This window comes from Actibacterium sp. 188UL27-1 (genome assembly GCF_016901225.1).
Taxonomy (GTDB): domain Bacteria; phylum Pseudomonadota; class Alphaproteobacteria; order Rhodobacterales; family Rhodobacteraceae; genus 188UL27-1.
This window is the reverse complement of record NZ_JAFEUL010000025.1, coordinates 28,497-46,918: the sequence shown is the minus strand read 5'-3', so window position 1 is coordinate 46,918 and position 18,422 is coordinate 28,497. Positions and strand designations below refer to the sequence as shown.

Below are 18,422 nucleotides of genomic sequence, written 5' to 3'. Positions count from 1 at the left end.
CCACCGTCCGCACACAAGCCTCGCTGGTATGACGCCAGCCGAATATGCTAACCGGTCAAAGGAAGACCAAAACCTGAACAGAGCTAACCTAAATTAGCGGACTCTAAGGGGAGCAGGTCAAAAGCCCTTGAGTAAGACTGTCCAATGAACTTCGAAAAATTAGACGCAGTCTATTCGAATAGTACGCTCTTCAACCTCAAGAATAGGATAGAAACGCTTTGCTGACATCTGCCATTGAGACGACGAAGATGCCCAAGGTTAACTTGCTTCAATCATTAAATCTCCAACTTGAAACAAAACCGGGTACGATCTTCCGTGGATTCGACTTCCAAAGTGCCGCCGTGGGCTTTCGCGATCTGATCACTGATGTAGAGACCGAGCCCCAGCCCCTGAAGTGAGCTGTCATCACCTCCTCTGGAAAAAGGCTCGAACAAAGTGGGCAAAACGTTGTCCGGGATTTTCGAGCCAGCGTTCGCAACGGAGAGTTCAAAAACATCCTCGATGGAAAGAGCTTCGACCTCAATGGGGCGGCGTCGCGATCCATGAGTGACCGCATTGCCTAGTAAATTGGACAACATCTGGCACAGACGTTCTGCGTCACATAGAATTGGGTTAGTGCTTTCAGCCTTGAACTCGATGACGCGATCCGGATGCGCGAGCCTGATTTCTTCCACCACGAGCTCGAAGCGTTTGGATAGATCGTCAGTTGGTTCAAGTGCTGCCGAAAGACCTTCGCCAAGCCGCGCCCGCGCAAAATCCATGGTGACGTCGATGAGCTTGGCCATCCTGTCTGCGCTGCTCTGGATTGATGAGAGCATCTGTTCGATTTTTTCACTGTGGGGTTCGCGAGAAGCGATGCGTACCGCTGATCCGATAGCAGCCAGAGGGTTGCGCAGGTCGTGCCCGAGAATGGCAATAAATTGTTCCCGCAAGAGCGCTTCGTCATCGCTGGTTCGCAAAGCACGGACGCGGGCCTTGTCATCCGTTATGTCGCGAGCCGAACAAAAGAACATGTCCCCTTCCTCAGCGGCGACCCACGAGAGCCAGCGATAGGACCCATCTTTGCAACGGTATCTGTTCTCGAAATGCAATGCCGGTTCGCCACGTTGCATCGCCTCGAAGACCTTGAGGGTCGGCGCCATGTCATCAGGGTGTAGGAAATCGGTGAAAACCATTGCGCGGATTTCGTCTAAGCTCCACCCCAAGACGACTTTCCATGCCGGATTGGTTTCAACAAAACGTCCGTCGTGGTCCACGAACGCCAAGAGATCGGGTGTTACACGCCAAGTCCGCGTTTCGAAAAGGTCCGGTGCAGCCATAGTTTTATCCCCACTCGCCACAGCCTGTAGCATGTTCTGTGACGTAGAAGAAATCCGGCGCGACGCAGGCAGCATGAATATCTCGGATGGTCTCTCGGTAGCGGGCATCGTTAGCAACGCTCTACGTTGGCGTTACCATCTCGACGAATACTGCGACCCCAGGGTTCGAAAAACTGTTCCAGATTAGCGAGATCGCTCAGTCAGTTCGCCAGACCTGTGCTAGCCTTGAAAGAGGATAAGGTCTTTCCGAGCGAAGATCTGCCAAATCGCGCCTTGCGGAGCTTGAATCTCTTTTCCTGTCGCGTAAATGAGCGAAAGGTAATCCTTGCTATGCAGATTGATGATCACCAACCTGATAAGCACTTGCTCAATGCAGCGGCTTGGATCGCTGGAATAGGGACTTTGTGCCTGCTGCTTGGAAATGTTGTTGGAAGCATCGTCGTACCTGACCACGATTGGGTGGCAGACACAGTCAGCGACCTAGCTGCCGGCCGATATGAGATTATCCAAGATGTTGCTCTCTACGGATACGCAGCATCGCTGATCGCTTGTGCAATCGCGGCGGCCCATCTTCATCTCGACGGCACGCGGTGGAATGTTGGTATTGCGTGCCTCGCCTTGCTCGCCATGTGTGTCGTAGTGATCGGAGCACGCAACGAATATGGTGACAACGATAGCGAAGGGATCGTAATCCACATTTACGTCGTCTATTTTCTGGGCTTACTATTTGCTGTTCTGTTTCTCACGATGGCGCGCGGCCTATCGGGCATCGCGCGGCGCTATGGTGTGATCAGCTACTGTTGCGCGGCGCTCTGGATCGTCGGCGCACCAATCTTTTTCCTCTTACCCACCGAATACGACGGCGCCTTCGAACGGGGTTTGGGCGTTATCACCATGGTCTGGGTTGCGTCGTTCAGTTGGATGCTGATCTCGGTTGCTCGCGACGCGGATCACATCCGTGCGCAAGAGATATAAGGATAGCCTCATGATCCTCGATCACGCTATGGCAGACGCCATTGCCAAAGGCTTCGTCCTGAGTGCTCTTGGCCTCGGCTGGATCATTCTGCTCGTGCGCATCGTGGGATTGCGATCTTTTTCGAAGATGACCATCTTCGACTTCGTCATGACGGTGGCGATGGGGTCGCTGCTGGCTGGTGCAGCTCAAACCGGCAAATGGGTCGATCTCGTGCAAACGATGACGGCAATGGCTGCACTCTTTGCAATTCAGTTCGGTGTCGCATATGCGCGTCAGAGGTCAGATCGTTTGGACACCGCTTTCCAGAACGCTCCTGTCCTGCTGATGCGGGATGGCAAAATTCTTTACGACGCACTTCGCAAAACCCGTGTTGCCGAAGGCGACCTCATCGCGAAACTGCGCGAAGCCAATGCGCTCGAAATGACTTCTGTACGGGCCGTAATTTTAGAGACCACCGGAGATGTGTCCGTTCTACACGGGGACCATCTAGATCAAACGCTGCTGCGCGGGGTCGATCTCGAGGATTAAAGGCGGTTGGTAGTGCCTGCTGCAAACACCGAAAAACTTGTCAGAGATTAGTGTCTACGCACCCGCCCATTCGGTAAATGCTGCTAGGCTGAAAGCGGCTTCCAGGATCGACATCGTTGTCGGTTCAGGAGTCCGGGCCCGAGTACAATGATAATGAAGTGCGTGTTCTCGACCCCCGCCAGCGCATGGCGGAACTGCTCAGTCTCGATTGCACCCCTGATTGATACGGGCAACGACCCGTATCGCTCCAGTGTTTTAACGAGTTCCGCTGCCTCCGGCGTCCCTCCGGTGGCAGCTCTTTGATTAGTACGAGCACAGCGATGCCGCTCGCACAAACCTCACAAAATTGAACAAGGAATGATAAAATGGCCGGAGTAGGATGGATTGGTGCACTGATAATCGGTGCGCTGGCGGGTTGGATCGCCGAGAACATCATGAAATCTGATCAGAGTCTGCTGATGAACATCTTACTGGGCATCGTCGGTGCACTGGTTTTGAACTGGCTGCTGATCGCCGTATTTGGCACGACGCTCGGCGGTTGGATCGGACAGTTGATTGTTGCGGCAGTAGGTGCATGTCTACTGATCTTTGTGGCGCGGCTGATCCGGCGAAAATCATAGCTAGCGATCAGCTGGCAGTCCGAACTTTCAGCTGACTAAGCTTTCCGGGAACGGGATGGTGAATTCTCGTCAAGATCACCTAAAAACCGCGCAAGTGTCTGCAATGATTGGGTCTCGTCACAAGCGATCTTGAGAACGATCAGTATCGGCAAAGCAACAATCATGCCGATGATTGACCAGATCCACGCAAAAAACGCGACAAAGAGGAATACGACCGGAGTGTTCAGGCGCATTCTGCGCGAAATCACGACCGGTGTGATGAACTGGCCTTCAACGGATGTAAGCACGATGTAGGTGGCGAAAACGCCCGCCGCAGCCCAAGTTCCATCAAGGCTCACAAATGCGACTGCCGCGGCGATAGTGGCCCCCATGAGGCCACCGAGGAATGGTACGAAGTTGAGCCCGAATGCCATGAACCCGAATATCACAGCGCTTGGCATTCCCCAAAGATGCATCGCGATACCTACAGCCACACCAAGGCCCGCGTTGATGACCGCGATACCGCCGAGATAATAACCCAAACGGTCCTCTATTGAATGCGCCACCTCCACGGCACGCCGCTTGTCAGCAAAACGCTCGAAGCTCTGCACCGTCTTGGTCAGGAACATGTCTCCGGAGGCGATCAGGAAAAAGATCAGGATAAGGGCGAAGAGAATTCGGCTCAGGAACCCCGGAGCCATGCTGAACAGCGTCGCTGCGATCCCGGTGTTTGAGACGACTTCGACTTCTACAGTTTCTGCGTCCTGACCGTCGATGATTTCCTCTGCAGCAACGGTCGCGTCGTTGATGGCCTCCAGTGTTCCGCCCGCTGCAGAAAGCTTTTGCTTGATCTCATCCATCAGCGACGGAAGGTCTTCGATGAATTGCGCCGCTGGCGCGCTGAGCTGAACAAGCAAGACTACGATGAGCGCCGTCAATATCGCTGTGAAGAGGGTAGCCGACGCCACTGGTGGGATCCCGATCTTTGCCAAGAGTCTGCGAGGTCTGTTCAGCACAAAATATCCCAGACATGCAGCCGTCACAGGGATCAGGAAATCACTTGCCCAAACCAGCGCCTGCAAAAGCAGGATGCAGAAGATACCGATGATCGCGATTTCCAGCCGCTTTGAACGCTTGTCTTTCACGGGTTCGCTGTGTTCGGTTTCAGTCTGCATTGTCTGCTCGTTTGTCTTGCGCAACAAACACAGTCGTCGCCATGGGGAAGTGGTCCGAGCCGAAGTTCTCCAATCTGCGGAACGAGACTAGCCCCACGTCCTTGGTCATAAAAATCTGATCGATCGGCAAGCGCATGACGGGATAGTCCGCGTGAAAACTGGAGATCATGCCACGTCCGACACGAGGCTCAAGAAGATCGCCGTAGTCCTTGAACCGTTTTGTGGTCCAGGACCAGGCGACATCGTTAAAGTCACCCATCACCACGGTCGGCCGCTCAGATGACTGGGTCATCAGGGCGGCGTCTTTGATCTGCTTGTCGCGCACCTCGGTTTTATTGCCTGGCACGGGAGGGCGCGGATGCAGGCCGATGAAGTTGAAGTCGACGCCGCTGGGGGACGTGAGCACCGCTCGGATGGCAGGTGTGTCATCGCCCGCAGGCCAAAGCATCTCGACGCGTGCCGTTTGGAGCCGCGTGGCAAAGATCAGCCCGTAATGGTCGTCGGCAATATGGGCCTCGACAGTCGGATACCGACTGAGCACATTGGACAGGGCAGTGTTCCAGGCTTCATCGGTTTCCATGAGCAGCAAGACATCCGGGTTTTCGCGCTGCAAGATGACGATCAGATCATCATGTCGCTCGTTTTCCATCAGGACATTCACTGACAGCAGGGTCATTTCCTCGTCTGGAGAGGGCGCGGGCGCGATGTCGATCTCCGTCTGCGCCAGCGGTGTATAGGGAAAGATCTGCAGTCCTTGATAGACTGTAACAGCGACGAAGACCGTAGAAAGCAGCGGCTTCAGGGAGACTGTGAAGGGCAGACTGACAAAGAGGGCCAACAGCGCCACCCCCGCGATTTGAACGCGTGGAAAGTCCCACATGCGGACCCACCACGTGACGCTTTTGGTCAATGGTAAGAGCGTGCTGATGACAACGCAAAGGGCGACAGCCCAGAACACCCAGTTCAGCATGAGGGTGACTGTATCATCATGAGCTCGCCGCGTCGCCTAATCTATCAGCCTTCACGGCGTCACGGGATCCCATCGGTTCATCCGGGCCTTTTGTCGTGTCCGTGCGTGTCTGCGCTTCCATCTCGGCATTTAATTCGGCACCAAGAAGAATGATAAAGGCGGAGATCCAGAACCACATCAGCAAGACGATCACACCTGCCAGTGTGCCAAAGCTCTCGTTGTAGGAGCCGAAATTGCCGACGTAGAACGCAAAGCCAGCCGATGCGATCACCCAGATGAGGCAGGCGACAATCGCGCCCGGCGACGCCCATTTCCATTCGGGTTCATCACGTGACGGGGCATAGCGGTAAAGAACGGAGAGGCCAAAGACCGTCAGCAGGAACAAGCCGACCCAAAGGCCAGCGGTCATCAGAAACTCGAATACGGCACCGAAGTCGAGGACGGCAAGAACGGTGGGCAGTCCAACGGTAGCCATGAGGGCAATCAAGAGCCCGATCATAAGAAACAGCGTCAGGGCAAAAGTGACCAGCTTCAGCCGGATAAATCCGCGTTTCTCCTCCTCGTCATAGGCGACATTGATGCCTTCGATCAGGCTCGCCATCCCCTTTGAGGCGGAATAGAGCGCGATCAGCACGCCAGCGATCGCCGCGAGACCCAGCCCGCCTCCGTGCGACCCGGCCACCTTACTGGCCTGCGCGGTTACGATAGAGATCACCTCCTCAGGCATAAGCCCCGATAAGCTTTCCAGCTGATCGACGATCTGGCTTGGCTCGACGATGAGACCACTGATCGCGATGAGGGCTGTAATTGCGGGAAAGAGCGCCAGCAAGCCGTAAAATGCAACTCCGGCTGCAATTAGACCCACCCGGTCAGCGGCGATTTCGTCCTTTACGCGGAAGGCGATATCCTTCCAGCCAAGCGCCGGAATATCGGTTGGGGTCTCGGCGGCGCGTCCGCGTGACATGGCAGAACCTCGGATTGGGAAAACTGATAGGCGGGAAAGGGCCGGATGGCCCTGTCCCTATGCGTTCAGGTCTTGGGCTTACCCAAGTCCTTGTTTTGCGCCTCTGACTTCGCCTTGTCAGCAACTCGTTCCGCTGCATCCTTGGCCTTATCGCCAATCGCCTCAACGGCAGATTTGTCACCCGGCGCACCACTGTCGAGATCGGCTTTGGTCTCGGCCGCGATATCTTTGACCTCCTCCTTTACAGTGCCAGCCACCGACAACGCCTTCGCCTTTTCTTCCTCGAAGATGCGTTCAGCCTGATCAAACAGGTCGTCGCTTTGAGCGCCCATCAAATCGTCTTCGGCTTTGGTGCGCGGCAGCGCGCCACCCAAGGCCGCACCAACGGCAAGTGCGAGCGCGCCCACTACCAATGGCTGTTGGTCGTAGAAATCAGCAGCCGCATCGGTCCCCTGGGACATCGACCGCGCGGCAGACCGGCGCATCTCGACGGCTTTCTGCCGTGCTGCGATGACACGTTTTCGGCCTTCTTCGGTCAAAGCTTCGGTGCCCTCGGCGATACGGTTCCCCGCGCTCGACAAACCTTGTTTTGCAGACTGCGTAGCATCACCAACTGCCGACTTGACCGACGAAACGGCATCGCCAACTGTGGAACCAGCGTTTGCCAACCCATCTTTCGCCGATTGCGCGCTACCTGCCGCTTTGTCCTTCACAGCTCCAGCACCGCTCGACAAATGATCAACCACTGAGGGGCTGTCATCATCATCGCCACGAGCCCAGGATGGTTGTGCGGCGGAACGGTCTGCATCGTAGGTAGTCGGTGGCGTGTATGGCAGACCGCGACTTTCACGACTACGGCGGAATTCACGCTCCGTCGCACTGTAGCGGTCGTCATCGTAATTGTCGGAAACGTGACGACGCTGCTGCGGTTGCTGCGAACTTCCGAACATCAGCCACGCCAAACCAATGCCGGTCAGCGCCAACGGGATTGGGTTGGCTTTTACTTGATTGGAGATCGAGCGGCCCATGTCGCCACCATGTTCACGAAACTGATCACCGATCTGACGGACAACCGTATCGATCGAGAATTTGTCTTGCAAATCCTCCAGATTAGAAGTCAGGTCCGACCGCTGCTCTTCAATCTCGCGTTCGATCTCTTTTGGGCTCCGGGTCTCATTTGTCATCGTAAGCTTCCTTCACGGCTGCGGCATCGCGCTGGACATTCTTGACGGTCCGCGTCGGTGCAAGGCTTGAGAGTTTGAGGTCATTGACGCCCTTGTTGATCAAGACGAATGCAATAATGGCGAGACCAGCGCCAACAATCAGGGCGGACCAGCCAGCATCGAGCCCTGCTTCGGTCAAGGCGGCCACGAGGGCGGCGGCCAAAACGTTCAAAGCAACCAACGCGATAATTGCGGCACCCGCGATCAGGCCAACGGCTACGCCGGCCTTGGTGACGTTCTCGCTGATTTCGGCGCGGGCGAGATCGACCTCGCTGCGCACGAGACCGCTGACATTGCTCATGGCCTCTGTCAGCAGGTTGCCCGCACTTTTGTTGATATTTTCATCGTTCATGAGAAATCTCCATGTCGCTCAGTTCCAGGCGTGTGGAGCGTGGTCTGCTGGTTTGGTGCGTTGGACGCCTTGGCAAAGCGCGTGGCTGCAAAGCCGATCAGGGCAGCACCCCCAAGGAAGACAAGCGGGTTCTTACGGGCAAAGGCGCTGACGTCCTGCACCATCTCGCTCAGATCCCTGTCGCGCATGGCCTCGGATGCGTCTGCAAGCCCCTCTGCGATCTGGCCAAACGTGCGTTCTTGTGGTGAGCCACTGCGCATCTCTTCGGCGGCGGTGCGCAATGCGGAGGCCACGCCAGACATCTCGTCAGCGACTGACGACTTGGCTGTCTCCGCTTGGTCTTTTGCGGCAGACGCCGCGTTTTGTGCAACATCACGTGCAGCGGACTTAGCTTGCTCTGTCACGTCGCTGGCCGTTACTTTGGCCTGAGTTGCGGCAGACTGGGATGGTTTCGGATCGGGTGTATTTTGGGTCGTCATGTCATTCTCCAATTCAGGGTCAGAACAAGAAACTGATGACGGCAAGAACGACGACAATCAGTCCGATGAGATAAAAAACGTTGTGCATTGGGGGCTCCTCTTTCAGGGCATGATCAAAAGCATTTCCGTCCGGACTAGCTTAGGTGGTTGCTGAATTGCCCGTAGGTCGCAGACGCTAATCTGGTTTAGCATTTGCCCAATCTGCAGCTGTGCAGAGCACATCGTATCTGTTGTGGGGGCCAATTCCGGCTAGCGTAGAGGCTCATCTTGAAAGGACGCCACATGAGCATTGATACGCTGGAAGACCTCTATCTTGAGCAACTCAAGGACATCCACAGCGCCAACAAGCAGGCGTTGGACGTCACTAATGAGATGGCTGAGGCCGCAACCAATACTGACTTGGCCGACGCCCTTCGCGCGGGCGCGGATGGCATCCAGGACGGCATCACCGCAATTGAGAAGATTTCAGAGGGCCACGACGAAAACCCCTCCGGTGAGCATTGCAAGGGAATGGAGGGCTTGGTCAAAGAGGCCCGCGCCCACGCCATCGAAGAAACCTTCGGCGAAGATGCAACCAAAGACGCGATGATCATCACGCAATATCAGCGGCTGACTCATTACGCGATTGCGGGATATGGCTGTCTGGCTGCATTTGCGGACCGCCTCGAGCTGGACAACGATCTCTCTGCGCTGAAAGCCTGTCTTGATGCGTCTTACGATGGCGACCGCACGATGACGGCGCTGGCGACAGGCGGGATTAACAAAAGCGCTGTGACCTGACCGTCAAGCCGATCTGGCCAAATCTGGACTCCCGGTGGTTTCCGTCCCAACCGCGGGTGGAAACCACGATGTGTCCATGTCGAGGAACGCGTTGACGAATTCACAGTCCTTCTCCCATTCATCCCGTTTGAGAAGGCGAACATAGGGGCGTTCAATCTCGATCTCATCATTCTCGACAAATCTGCGCAAGAGTTTGTTGACGTAGATTGACGTGAGGCCAACGGCTTGTCCGATCTCGACTTGACTGAATGGCACCTGAAATCGGTTGCCAAGACCGACATTGGCCACCTCAAGACGGGACCGCAGTTGCAACAGCCAGAACTTCAGCTTACCGGCGGCATCCATAGAACCAAGGCTGCTGGCGTGATGGCGCAGCGCGATCTGGTCCAGGCTGCCGACGGCCGTCAGCAGAGCTCCTAGACGTGGATAGTCGATGTACAGTGGCGCGAGCCCGCTGCGTGGGAACGGGCAGATAACACCATCGGTCTGCATCATCACGCGATGACTTGCATGGGATGATCCGATCTCTGCCAGTCCCATCACCTCGCCCGGCAGGTACACCCGCAAAATCTGACTGCGCCCGTCCGAACTGTCGGACTTGACCACGGCCCACCCGGATTTCAGGACCATGATACCTTCCGTTCGATCCCCAACGCTGACGACAGGCCGACCCTTCTTACGTGGATGCTCGTCCCTTTCCATGACTGCAATAAAGGCGCATTCGTGGTCAGTGAGGGACACGAACCTGGACAGGCGGCTGACGAGGCAGCTCTGGTATTTTTCTGACATATGAGAAGTTAACACAGTTTAGGACACGCAGCCTCGCTTTAATCTGGCCAAGCTGCGATACGCTGGGGAAATCCGCCGATATCTCACAAAAGAGCACCTATGGACCTCATCCGCATCATCCTCTCCGTCATCATTCCGCCGCTTGGCGTCTTTTTGCAGGTGGGGTTTGGAAAACATTTCTGGCTCAATATCCTGCTGACATTGCTGGGCTACATTCCGGGTCTGGTACACGCGGTCTATATTGTCGCCCGCAAGTGAGTCAGGCACCACCCAGCGAGATCGAGAAGCTTGACCGTCTTTCGACGCTGCTTGACAGCCGGTTTCGCATACCAGGCACGCCCATTCGGTTCGGATGGGACTCGCTGCTCGGGCTCATTCCTGGCGCAGGAGACCTCGCATCTCTCGGTCCGTCAGCTTATCTCATCTACAAGGGCCACCGTCTCGGCGCGCGCAAGCGCACGATTTCGCGCATGACAGCGAATAGCGGACTGGACTTTGTCGTGGGTGCGGTGCCAATCCTCGGCGATGTCTTCGACCTCGCTTTCAAAGCGAACAATCGCAACTTTGCGCTTTTGAGTAGGGACCTCGCAGATGCCTCGGCTAATAAGAAGGACGTTTCATGATTGTCGATATTGATGTGCGACTGGCCTATGATATCTCTCAACCGGTCGATCTGATCTTGCAGGTACGCGCACCGAGTTTTGCGGACCAGTATGTCCTATCCGAAACTTTTGACGTTGGCACACCGGAGCAGCTTGCAGATGCCGCAGCAGAAGCTGGTCTGGGCAGCCGAACGTTGCTGCGAACATCCAAGAACGTCGCGTGCACCTATGCGGCCAAGGTAGAGATCGACCGACCCTCTTTGGACGTTTCGGCATTGGGCAAGGTGCCTCCACATCTCCTTCCGGGGGATGTCGTCCGGTATCTGATGCCGTCGCGGTACTGCCCCTCGGACGAACTCCAGAGCTTTGTCGCAGCGGAGTTTGGTCACTTGGGCGCTGGCCGACGCGTTGCTGCAATGCGCGATTGGATTTTTGAGCGCTTCACCTATGTGCCCGGCTCCAGCAACACAAAGACGACCGCCATAGACACGTTCGTCCAAAGGCAGGGTGTTTGCCGTGATTTCGCTCACGTTCTAATTACGCTCGCCCGCGCTTCCGCCATTCCAGCAAGATTTGTCAGCGTCTATGCCCCGCACGTTACGCCGCAAGATTTTCATGCAGTCGCTGAGGTCTATCTCGACGGCACCTGGCATCTGATCGACGCCACCGGCATGGCGGAGGCATCCCAGATCGTCCGGATTGGAGTCGGCATGGATGCCGCCGAGGTTGCATTCCTATCAAGCTTCGGTCCGATTTCCCTCATCGAGAAATCGGTCAACGTGTCGATTTGCAAAGCATAGGATGTGCTATGCGGCCTCGGATTTCGGGACCGAAGTGTCAGGAAGATACGCGCTGATTTCCTGGCCACGACCTGCCGCATAGTCCATCGCGAGGCGCGACCAATCGATCATGGCGGCTTGCGACCAGTCGCCTCCGCTCTCAGCTCCCATCGGCATGCTGACAGTCGCATCGCTGCCGCTTGCACGTGAATAGTCTGCCGTGTGCTGCCCTTCGCGAAACCCATCAATGGTTTGGCGCCATCGCTTGCCATTCAAGGACAGCAAAAGTGATCCCGCCTTCGGATCGTATTCAGCGGTAAACAGCGTTCCGAAACCCTCGCCGTAGCGATCCTGGCGCAATGGTTCTTTGAGAAAGTGCCGACCAAGATCGTGTGGGCCGGCTTGCAAGCCCTTCAGATGAGCCAGCCGCTCTACGGTCCGCGTGAAGCCCGGTCGGTCTGTGGCCCTGCCCTTGCCTTGATGGTTGGTCGCGATGGCCTGCGGCATGGTCTTAGCGCCGCCTCCAGGAGCGAGTTCCACGCTTGCCGTTCGGCCTGCAGCATCCGCAAGGACCACGTTGTAGGCCATGTGGGACGGTATGCGTCTCAGTGCCGCGACAGCCTCTTCGACCGTGTCGCAGGTCTCCAGCACATAGCGCAGGATCGTGGTAATGCCAAAGCCCTCGCCCGTCTCGGATCTGCCTCCATATGCCAGCGCCACGCTAAGACCGGCATCGTTGATGCCATCCGACAGGCCCCAGAGAAATTCGACCATGCCCATGACCGCACGACCCGTCCATTCTGTGCGAAGCAGAAGCCCTTCGTTCAATTCGGGCGAGAGGTCATAGTTGCGCACCAACCGAACATCATTTCGGTCCGCAACGGCGGCCAGAGAGCATCCACCCAAATAAGGCGGCGGGCACCATGTGGAGAGGAACCGCGCGGCTCGGTCGGAGCCACCTGCAATCACAACAAGCTTGTCATAGGTTGGGATCAATTCAGGCATGTGGTGCTTCAACGCTGCTCGACAGTCGGCACGGGACGGCCCTGTATCTCCGCCGCGTGCGATGAACCACGCCTCATAATCAGGCCAGGATCGTGCCCAGCGGGCTGCCCATTTCGGGCCGGGTTTGGGTTCATCAACGGCATCGAAGGTAAGTGTCATGGTGGTCATCTCAGAAATCCTTATTCTCAGTCTCGAAGAAGAAGCGGACCATCTCGGCGCTGGCATCGGGCCCATTTGGATCGGTGTATGACCCGCCTGGCTGACCGCCTGACCACGCATGGCCCTGCCCCTCGACCGTCCAATGTTCGACCGATACGGTTCCATCGACATCGCTGGAAATCTCCTTGGTATGGCTCCGCCCGGACGCAACTCCCATGTCGGACGTTTCAACACTTTGGGTGCTCCCTACCGTGCGTGCACGCCGCGCGATGCCTTCACCGTTTGAGGGGTGCACCGTTCGGTCGGCAGATCCGTGAAACAGGATCGTACGGACCCGGTGACTAGCCGTCTCTGGATCAGGGCCAACGAGTGCATTACCCGCCATCGCGGCAAAAGCGGAAGGCACGTCCTTGGCTGATCCTGCAGGAAGGCCCGAATGCGCGCCGACCGCAGCAAAGACATCCGGATAGGTCTCCCCGAGTATGACCGCCATGGCGGCGCCTGCCGAAAGACCTGCAACGAAGGTATCGTCGCGCGTGACACCGTAATCGGCACAGATCTTCTGCGCCAAACCAGCCAGGATCGCAGGTTCCCCCTTGCCCCGACGCTGATCGCCCCGGCTGAACCAGTTCCAGCAGGACTGCGCGTTGTCGCCCCGTGATTGCGCAGGGTAGATCACCACAAACCCGTGACGGTCGGCCAAGGCGTTCATACCCGTTCCTGCGGCAAAGTCGTCCGGTGTCTGGGTGCATCCATGCAGCATCATGACAACACCTGTGATGCTCTCCTTCGCGCAAGCAGGGACATAGAGACGATAGCGGCGGCTTCCGGATGCGCATACGAAGACATCGTCCGTGAAGATCGCGCCGTCCGGAACGCTGATCTTGGGAGAGCCAGAATGTATGGTTTGCCCAGACAAACCCGCCAACATGCTGTCGATTGAAGGCAGGTTTACTCCGTGCGGTTGTGCGCCCTGCTCTAACGGCGATACGAGGCCGTGCTGCGCAAGTGTGCGTTGTACAAGATCATTAGCTGCCGACGCCCAAGCGGTATCGGCCGCCGGGCGCGTCGCGCCGACGTTGAAGAGCTTCATAGTGTTTCCTTTGTTATATGTGAGGCGGCCTACTTGATGCGGTCGCCAAGTGCCTGTTTGATGTCTGTGCTGGCTTGAAGGGCGCCAAGCACAGTGATGGACCCGATGGTCTGAAGCGCGAGCTCCGGCGTCACATCAGGATCGATCCGCGCCAACCCCACGACCTTGACATGAAGCATCTCGCCCGCATCCCGGAGCGCCTCGAGATCGGCGACCGTGTAGTCCCGAAGACCAAGTTCCATCGTGTGCCGTTCGAGCGATTTGCTGACGACCTCGCCGTGACTTTCCAGCTGATTGCGGATCGCTGTGCGGATCAGGTCACTCCTATTGGAGTAGAACCCTTCCTGAACCAACAGGTCGATCCGACCGAGATCAACAAAACCGAGGTTGATCGTGATCTTCTCGTTCTCAGGCTGCTTATCGCGAAGCTGAGTAACCTTGCCCATTTCACTTCTCCATCTGCATGGATGGTATGTGGATGTTTTTTCGGGATTTGCAATGGTTGGTCTCGTCGAAGCACCGGATTTCATGGTTCAGTGCGTTCTGCCAGCGGCTCTACGGGGTGCCGTTTCTGATTGATCGAGGGTGATCGTTTCGGCCCGTTCATAGTGAATTCAATCGTACCAACGGGTCGGGGAGCGATGAACTGAAGGTCAGACGCCGCTGCTCGCGGCGGTATTGATAGGCTGCCTTTTTGAAACAGATCGTTGAACAGCGTTTGCGTGCGGTTCGAAGCACCCAACTTGTCAGCTTTGGGCAAGCTCTGCCTGAGCATAAGCTTGGCGAACATACTTCCCGACCTTGTTGTTCGGGTAGTGTTGCGGGTCTTGGTAAATCGGTATTGAAATGTTCACCTCTGGGTCACCCGGCGTTTCATCCGTACCGCCGAGTTCGTGAAGAAGGTTCTGCATGGCGTCATTTTCTTTGGCGACCAACGCAAGGAATTCTGTTACCCCGTGCGCTTGGGCGACCTTCGCAAGAACGCCAAGCAACAAAGTGCCGATTCCGCGGTCCTGAAAAGCATCGACGACGGTAATTGCAATCTCGGCTGCGTGGTCGTCTGCGTTTGTGCGTATATAGCGTGCGATCCCGACAGGATGAGCTCTATTTTGGCGCATACACAGCGCCCCAACGGCTGCATGATCTGCCGTATTCAATGCAGCAAATTGCTCGACCTCACGACCGGTCAACCTCTTCTTTGCGGTCATGAAGCGAAAAAAACGTGACTGCTTCGAGAGACGGTCAAACCCCAGTTCAATCAGGTCGCCGTCATCCGGAACAACATCGCGGAGTGAGACCCAAAGCCCGTCCTTTACTTCAGCATCGAATGGCCGAAGCGATCGATAGGCCATCTCAACCCTCACAATCAAAATAAGCGGTGACCTCGGGCAAGTGCTTTGTGCCGCCAGGCTCATTGATGTCCTGTAACAGCCTGGAGCGTACCACCGCTGCGTTCAGAGAAACAGGCGTTCCACAAATTTTACTGGCTAAGAAAAGGATCCTATCTTGGAAAACCTTGTCAGAGTTTAGGAAATGAGCGCAGACGTCCGCGCAATATCGGTCCAAGATGGGCAAAACGCTGCATGAACCGGTTACGCCTGACTTGACCGGCACCTTGCAGCGTACGAAACCGGCCGCACTTCTCAAACCCGCGCCCTAGTCGAAGAGAGGACGTTTTCTCGGAGTACCATTCGATTGTCTGGAAGTCGGTAACGATAAAACGGATCTTCGATGAAGCGTACGAGACATTGGTCTTCAATTCTCATAGGCGTGAAGTGCGGCACAGATCTGCGTGGACGTCGATTTCTACTGAGCCGCTTTTTCCGAAGACCTGAGCGGCTATCACTGTGAACCTCTAAAGAACATTCTTTCACGAAGAAAAAAGGAAGACGCAATGACATCAAAATCCGACAAACAAGCAAAAAGTACATCAGTTCTCGCCAAGCTAAACTCGGAGGGCAAAGAACCCTCAGACCACCCATCTTCTACGAAGAGCAAATCTGTCCTCTCTGAGATCAATGAGGATCAAAGCGAAAAGAAATCGAAGTCCAAATAGGCTCTTCTACCCTCATGGCTCGCTGCAAGGCGACTATAGCCAATCGTTGCTCCAGCGGTTTGTGCTGGCGCAATTGTAGGTCCACACCAACGAAGCAACCACTTTTCACCTCTGCTTTTCGCAACGGGTCGCAAGTGTGCGTCTCACTTAATCCAGACCAACCAGGGAGTTTCAAATATGACGACTTCTACTTGCCCACCCAAAGCCTTTGTCGTGATCGCATCAGGGGCTGAGGCAAAGTTCTTTGTCAACGATGGCGCTGCACGGGACATAAAGCTGAACCACATCGGTGGCCTGTCTCCGCAAAACCTCGATGATGACGGACCCTCGGGAAACCGACCACCTGAGTCCTCCAACCGGGAGACGGATGAAGCAACTTTCGCCAAACAACTCGCGCAGTATCTCTACGCGAAGGCCCACAAGAAAGAATTCGAGCATCTGGTACTTGTTGCTGACCCAGACACGTTGGGAGAGATCCGGCCAATTCTTCACCAAGAAGTCACACAAAGAATCACTTTGGAGTTGGCAAAAACACTGATCAACTCGCCGACTGATGACATCGAACGAAGTCTCTCAGCGGATTGAGCTGTCAACAAACGGCAACTTGCCGCCGCTCATCTCTGAGCGACAGCAGCACCATTCAACACTGTATGTCGGGACTTAGCCTTCATACGCCGGCTGGGCTTCCAGGGCTTCTTCTGTGCTGTCGATATACACACGGACGTCGCCGTCTTTTTGCATGATAGTCAGCTCTTCCATGGTCACAGCGATATCTTTTTCGCCAAGACCCAGGAAACCGCCGACACCAATAACAGCACGATCGATTTCGCCGGAGGCTGTCAGCAACAGGCTGTCGATTTCACCGATATCTTCGTCATTGCTGCCGTAAACGCGGGCACCTGTGAGGTTCTCAGATGTGAGTTGTTCCGCTTCCATCGTCTCGTAACCATCGCGCTCGATTGCTGGAGCGGCGAGCATCTGACGATCAGAATGCGCCATTGCATCGGAGTTCACCATGTACTCCGGCGCGTCCTTAACCCCGGCGGCACTGGCTTTGACGACGATGAAGTATTCATCAGCATCTTCACCGTCAGACACAAATGTCAGTTCTGACAGGTCAACCGCAACAGACTTTTCACCCAGGCCCAAGAAGCCACCAACACCAACGATCACCGACGTGATGTCGCCCGAGCGCGACAAGACGATTTCATTGATCTCGCCGATGTCGTCCCATTCCTTTTCGCCGTCGGCAGCCAGCGGTTCGTTCGAGATATCGGCTTCCGAGGCGTAGACGCGCGCACCGATGAGCTCCGACGCATTCAGGTTTTGAGTTTTGTCGAACTCAAGATCCATGAATGCAGCGGTATGGCCGTCGGCCTGTGCTGATGTAGCCATCACCAGAGCAGTTGCAGCAGAGGCGAGCAGCCCAGTCATGAAACGAGTATTTTGTGTTCTCAATGAGAGAGACATGAATTTTCCTTATAATTGTATGATGCTACGGACGCGAACAACCCAATCACATGCCTTAGCATTCTCAACTTGTGAGAGATTTGATCATTCGCCGATCTGTAACGACGGGTGGGCGGATATGGTCTGCAAAGACCTCGTCGACCTTCTGCATGGATACCATCCTTAGGCGGGTAGTTGCGGAAGCATTCACTAATCTCAGACAAGTTTTGGAGCATTGCGAAGCACAAATCGCACCATCGTGTGCTTTAGGTGAAGTGCGCCTGCGAGCGACGGCACGCCAGGACACATCAAATATAGATTCTGCAGTCAACGGAAGGTTCTCGCCAGGAACTCATGTTCGGACCGCACACATCCATTCAACTGACAAAAGAAGGAACAATAGATGAAAATTCTCATGGTACTCACATCGCATGACGAACTGGGCGATACCGGCAAGAAAACCGGTTTCTGGCTCGAAGAGTTTGCTGCGCCGTATTATGTCCTGCAGGACGCTGGTGCTGAGATCACGCTTGCATCACCGAAAGGTGGCCAACCTCCGCTTGACCCAAGCAGCGATACTGCCGACGCCCAGACTGCTGCAACCGAGCGCTTCAAGGGCGATAAGGCCGCACAAAAAGTCTTGTCTGAGACGCATATCTTGTCGAAAATCAAAGAGTCGGAATACGACGCGGTATTTTATCCTGGTGGTCATGGGCCGATGTGGGATTTGGCCGAGGATCAAGACAGCATCAATTTGTTGCAAGCGTTCGCCAAAGACGACCGGCCAATTGGTGCAGTCTGCCACGCACCCGCCATTTTCAAGCATCCGAAGCGCGGCGACGGGCAGCCCTTGATTGCAGGCAAAACGGTGACGGGGTTCACCAATAGCGAAGAAGACGCAGTTGGCCTCACGGATGTCGTTCCGTTTTTGGTGGAGGACATGCTCAAAGAAAACGGAGGGGTCTACGAAAAAGGTGATGATTGGGCATCGTTCGTCACTGTCGACGGAAAGCTCGTCACCGGCCAGAACCCGGCGTCTTCCGAAGAGGCTGCCAAGAAACTGTTATTGCTCATTTGAATTGTCTGTCTTGGGGGTGCCAGTGGTGCCTCCTTCGACGGGTCCAC

General features: G+C 55.7%; 22 protein-coding genes and 2 pseudogenes. 10 read left to right on the top strand and 14 right to left on the bottom strand.

Features of this window, described 5'->3' with window-relative positions:
- Nucleotides 1–275: 275 nt before the first annotated feature.
- Entirely contained in the window at nucleotides 276–1,319 is a 1,044-nt protein-coding gene (locus IU397_RS21180) for a PAS domain-containing sensor histidine kinase (protein ID WP_239479970.1), read from the bottom strand.
- 330 nt (nucleotides 1,320–1,649) lie between these two features.
- On the opposite strand from IU397_RS21180, the gene IU397_RS21175 reads away from it, so the two are divergent.
- The 3 genes from IU397_RS21175 to IU397_RS21165 all read left to right on the top strand — a co-directional run bounded on the left by IU397_RS21175 (nucleotide 1,650) and on the right by IU397_RS21165 (nucleotide 3,443).
- On the top strand, nucleotides 1,650–2,294 hold the full coding sequence (locus tag IU397_RS21175; RefSeq protein ID WP_204417470.1) for a DUF998 domain-containing protein: 645 nt from the start codon (nucleotides 1,650–1,652) through the stop codon (nucleotides 2,292–2,294).
- 10 nt (nucleotides 2,295–2,304) lie between these two features.
- Nucleotides 2,305–2,823, top strand: coding sequence for a DUF421 domain-containing protein (locus IU397_RS21170; protein WP_204417468.1), 519 nt, complete (start codon nucleotides 2,305–2,307; stop codon nucleotides 2,821–2,823).
- A 365-nt stretch (nucleotides 2,824–3,188) separates the two neighbouring features.
- Entirely contained in the window at nucleotides 3,189–3,443 is a 255-nt protein-coding gene (locus tag IU397_RS21165) for a GlsB/YeaQ/YmgE family stress response membrane protein (RefSeq protein ID WP_204417467.1), read from the top strand.
- A gap of 35 nt (nucleotides 3,444–3,478) precedes the next feature.
- On the opposite strand, the gene IU397_RS21160 is transcribed toward IU397_RS21165, so the two are convergent.
- The 7 genes and pseudogenes from IU397_RS21160 to IU397_RS21135 form a co-directional block, all read right to left on the bottom strand.
- Nucleotides 3,479–4,597: an AI-2E family transporter gene (locus IU397_RS21160; RefSeq protein ID WP_204417465.1), complete on the bottom strand. Its 1,119-nt coding sequence runs from the start codon at nucleotides 4,595–4,597 to the stop codon at nucleotides 3,479–3,481.
- Nucleotides 4,587–5,477: an endonuclease/exonuclease/phosphatase family protein gene (locus IU397_RS21155; protein ID WP_239479969.1), complete on the bottom strand. Its 891-nt coding sequence runs from the start codon at nucleotides 5,475–5,477 to the stop codon at nucleotides 4,587–4,589. Before IU397_RS21155 ends, IU397_RS21160 begins: the two co-directional genes overlap by 11 nt.
- 106 nt (nucleotides 5,478–5,583) lie before the next feature.
- Nucleotides 5,584–6,531 carry a YihY/virulence factor BrkB family protein gene (locus IU397_RS21150; protein ID WP_204417461.1) on the bottom strand — a complete coding sequence of 316 codons (948 nt, stop codon included), beginning with the start codon at nucleotides 6,529–6,531 and terminating at the stop codon, nucleotides 5,584–5,586.
- Between the two features lie 65 nt (nucleotides 6,532–6,596).
- Nucleotides 6,597–7,559, bottom strand: coding sequence for a hypothetical protein (locus tag IU397_RS21145; protein WP_239479968.1), 963 nt, complete (start codon nucleotides 7,557–7,559; stop codon nucleotides 6,597–6,599).
- 18 nt (nucleotides 7,560–7,577) lie between these two features.
- Nucleotides 7,578–7,715: pseudogene (locus IU397_RS24040) on the bottom strand (DUF3618 domain-containing protein); the annotation flags it as partial.
- Nucleotides 7,705–8,106, bottom strand: coding sequence for a phage holin family protein (locus IU397_RS21140; RefSeq protein WP_204417457.1), 402 nt, complete (start codon nucleotides 8,104–8,106; stop codon nucleotides 7,705–7,707). The gene IU397_RS21140 and the pseudogene IU397_RS24040, both read right to left, overlap by 11 nt.
- Nucleotides 8,103–8,585 (bottom strand): hypothetical protein, encoded by a 483-nt coding sequence (locus IU397_RS21135; RefSeq protein WP_204417455.1) that lies wholly within the window; start codon nucleotides 8,583–8,585, stop codon nucleotides 8,103–8,105. The genes IU397_RS21140 and IU397_RS21135 overlap by 4 nt, the downstream gene beginning before the upstream one ends.
- 282 nt (nucleotides 8,586–8,867) lie before the next feature.
- On the opposite strand from IU397_RS21135, the gene IU397_RS21130 reads away from it, so the two are divergent.
- Nucleotides 8,868–9,365, top strand: a complete 498-nt coding sequence (locus IU397_RS21130) for a ferritin-like domain-containing protein (protein WP_204417453.1) — start codon at nucleotides 8,868–8,870, stop codon at nucleotides 9,363–9,365.
- 3 nt (nucleotides 9,366–9,368) lie between these two features.
- Here the strand turns inward: IU397_RS21130 and IU397_RS21125 are convergent, their stop codons facing one another.
- On the bottom strand, nucleotides 9,369–10,067 hold the full coding sequence (locus tag IU397_RS21125; protein ID WP_255569839.1) for a Crp/Fnr family transcriptional regulator: 699 nt from the start codon (nucleotides 10,065–10,067) through the stop codon (nucleotides 9,369–9,371).
- A 186-nt stretch (nucleotides 10,068–10,253) separates the two neighbouring features.
- On the opposite strand from IU397_RS21125, the gene IU397_RS21120 reads away from it, so the two are divergent.
- From IU397_RS21120 to IU397_RS21110, 3 genes are read left to right on the top strand one after another with little or no spacing between them, the layout of a single operon-like run.
- Nucleotides 10,254–10,412 (top strand): YqaE/Pmp3 family membrane protein, encoded by a 159-nt coding sequence (locus IU397_RS21120; protein WP_204417449.1) that lies wholly within the window; start codon nucleotides 10,254–10,256, stop codon nucleotides 10,410–10,412.
- Nucleotides 10,409–10,777 (top strand): DUF4112 domain-containing protein, encoded by a 369-nt coding sequence (locus IU397_RS21115; protein ID WP_204417448.1) that lies wholly within the window; start codon nucleotides 10,409–10,411, stop codon nucleotides 10,775–10,777. The genes IU397_RS21120 and IU397_RS21115 overlap by 4 nt, the downstream gene beginning before the upstream one ends.
- On the top strand, nucleotides 10,774–11,556 hold the full coding sequence (locus IU397_RS21110; protein ID WP_204417447.1) for a transglutaminase family protein: 783 nt from the start codon (nucleotides 10,774–10,776) through the stop codon (nucleotides 11,554–11,556). The genes IU397_RS21115 and IU397_RS21110 overlap by 4 nt, the downstream gene beginning before the upstream one ends.
- Before the next feature lie 6 nt (nucleotides 11,557–11,562).
- On the opposite strand, the gene IU397_RS21105 is transcribed toward IU397_RS21110, so the two are convergent.
- The 4 genes from IU397_RS21105 to IU397_RS21090 all read right to left on the bottom strand — a co-directional run bounded on the left by IU397_RS21105 (nucleotide 11,563) and on the right by IU397_RS21090 (nucleotide 15,144).
- Entirely contained in the window at nucleotides 11,563–12,708 is a 1,146-nt protein-coding gene (locus IU397_RS21105) for a C45 family autoproteolytic acyltransferase/hydolase (RefSeq protein ID WP_204417446.1), read from the bottom strand.
- A 1-nt stretch (nucleotide 12,709) separates the two neighbouring features.
- Nucleotides 12,710–13,630, bottom strand: a complete 921-nt coding sequence (locus IU397_RS21100) for a PHB depolymerase family esterase (RefSeq protein ID WP_255569838.1) — start codon at nucleotides 13,628–13,630, stop codon at nucleotides 12,710–12,712.
- Between the two features lie 191 nt (nucleotides 13,631–13,821).
- Nucleotides 13,822–14,238, bottom strand: coding sequence for a CopG family transcriptional regulator (locus tag IU397_RS21095; RefSeq protein ID WP_204417444.1), 417 nt, complete (start codon nucleotides 14,236–14,238; stop codon nucleotides 13,822–13,824).
- Nucleotides 14,239–14,538: 300 nt separating this feature from the next.
- Entirely contained in the window at nucleotides 14,539–15,144 is a 606-nt protein-coding gene (locus IU397_RS21090) for a GNAT family N-acetyltransferase (protein WP_204417443.1), read from the bottom strand.
- A 318-nt stretch (nucleotides 15,145–15,462) separates the two neighbouring features.
- Between IU397_RS21090 and IU397_RS24035 the strand changes: the two are divergent.
- Nucleotides 15,463–15,627, top strand: a pseudogene (locus tag IU397_RS24035) (CreA family protein); the annotation flags it as partial.
- A 398-nt stretch (nucleotides 15,628–16,025) separates the two neighbouring features.
- The gene (locus IU397_RS21080; protein WP_204417441.1) at nucleotides 16,026–16,433 is read left to right on the top strand and encodes a host attachment family protein; all 408 of its coding nucleotides are present in this window, start codon (nucleotides 16,026–16,028) and stop codon (nucleotides 16,431–16,433) included.
- 75 nt (nucleotides 16,434–16,508) lie between these two features.
- Here the strand turns inward: IU397_RS21080 and IU397_RS21075 are convergent, their stop codons facing one another.
- Nucleotides 16,509–17,318, bottom strand: a complete 810-nt coding sequence (locus IU397_RS21075; protein WP_204417439.1) for a PRC-barrel domain-containing protein — start codon at nucleotides 17,316–17,318, stop codon at nucleotides 16,509–16,511.
- 382 nt (nucleotides 17,319–17,700) lie between these two features.
- On the opposite strand from IU397_RS21075, the gene IU397_RS21070 reads away from it, so the two are divergent.
- A complete protein-coding gene (locus tag IU397_RS21070; protein WP_204417437.1) occupies nucleotides 17,701–18,375 on the top strand; it encodes a type 1 glutamine amidotransferase domain-containing protein in 675 nt (224 codons plus the stop codon).
- The last annotated feature ends 47 nt before the right edge of the window (nucleotides 18,376–18,422 follow it).

Bases quoted from the DNA above. Each gene is read 5' to 3' on its own strand.
- IU397_RS21165 (WP_204417467.1), top strand. From the start codon at position 3,189: ATGGCCGGAGTAGGATGGATTGGTGCACTGATAATCGGTGCGCTGGCG.
- IU397_RS21120 (WP_204417449.1), top strand. From the start codon at position 10,254: ATGGACCTCATCCGCATCATCCTCTCCGTCATCATTCCGCCGCTTGGC.
- IU397_RS21080 (WP_204417441.1), top strand. From the start codon at position 16,026: ATGACGACTTCTACTTGCCCACCCAAAGCCTTTGTCGTGATCGCATCA.
- IU397_RS21170 (WP_204417468.1), top strand. From the start codon at position 2,305: ATGATCCTCGATCACGCTATGGCAGACGCCATTGCCAAAGGCTTCGTC.
- IU397_RS21075 (WP_204417439.1), bottom strand. From the start codon at position 17,318: ATGTCTCTCTCATTGAGAACACAAAATACTCGTTTCATGACTGGGCTG.
- IU397_RS21110 (WP_204417447.1), top strand. From the start codon at position 10,774: ATGATTGTCGATATTGATGTGCGACTGGCCTATGATATCTCTCAACCG.
- IU397_RS21095 (WP_204417444.1), bottom strand. From the start codon at position 14,238: ATGGGCAAGGTTACTCAGCTTCGCGATAAGCAGCCTGAGAACGAGAAG.
- IU397_RS21155 (WP_239479969.1), bottom strand. From the start codon at position 5,477: ATGTGGGACTTTCCACGCGTTCAAATCGCGGGGGTGGCGCTGTTGGCC.
- IU397_RS21090 (WP_204417443.1), bottom strand. From the start codon at position 15,144: ATGGCCTATCGATCGCTTCGGCCATTCGATGCTGAAGTAAAGGACGGG.
- IU397_RS21180 (WP_239479970.1), bottom strand. From the start codon at position 1,319: ATGGCTGCACCGGACCTTTTCGAAACGCGGACTTGGCGTGTAACACCC.
- IU397_RS21125 (WP_255569839.1), bottom strand. From the start codon at position 10,067: ATGGAAAGGGACGAGCATCCACGTAAGAAGGGTCGGCCTGTCGTCAGC.
- IU397_RS21145 (WP_239479968.1), bottom strand. From the start codon at position 7,559: ATGGGCCGCTCGATCTCCAATCAAGTAAAAGCCAACCCAATCCCGTTG.
- IU397_RS21105 (WP_204417446.1), bottom strand. From the start codon at position 12,708: ATGACCACCATGACACTTACCTTCGATGCCGTTGATGAACCCAAACCC.
- IU397_RS21130 (WP_204417453.1), top strand. From the start codon at position 8,868: ATGAGCATTGATACGCTGGAAGACCTCTATCTTGAGCAACTCAAGGAC.
- IU397_RS21070 (WP_204417437.1), top strand. From the start codon at position 17,701: ATGAAAATTCTCATGGTACTCACATCGCATGACGAACTGGGCGATACC.
- IU397_RS21150 (WP_204417461.1), bottom strand. From the start codon at position 6,531: ATGTCACGCGGACGCGCCGCCGAGACCCCAACCGATATTCCGGCGCTT.
- IU397_RS21160 (WP_204417465.1), bottom strand. From the start codon at position 4,597: ATGCAGACTGAAACCGAACACAGCGAACCCGTGAAAGACAAGCGTTCA.
- IU397_RS21140 (WP_204417457.1), bottom strand. From the start codon at position 8,106: ATGAACGATGAAAATATCAACAAAAGTGCGGGCAACCTGCTGACAGAG.
- IU397_RS21175 (WP_204417470.1), top strand. From the start codon at position 1,650: ATGCAGATTGATGATCACCAACCTGATAAGCACTTGCTCAATGCAGCG.
- IU397_RS21135 (WP_204417455.1), bottom strand. From the start codon at position 8,585: ATGACGACCCAAAATACACCCGATCCGAAACCATCCCAGTCTGCCGCA.
- IU397_RS21100 (WP_255569838.1), bottom strand. From the start codon at position 13,630: ATGTTGGCGGGTTTGTCTGGGCAAACCATACATTCTGGCTCTCCCAAG.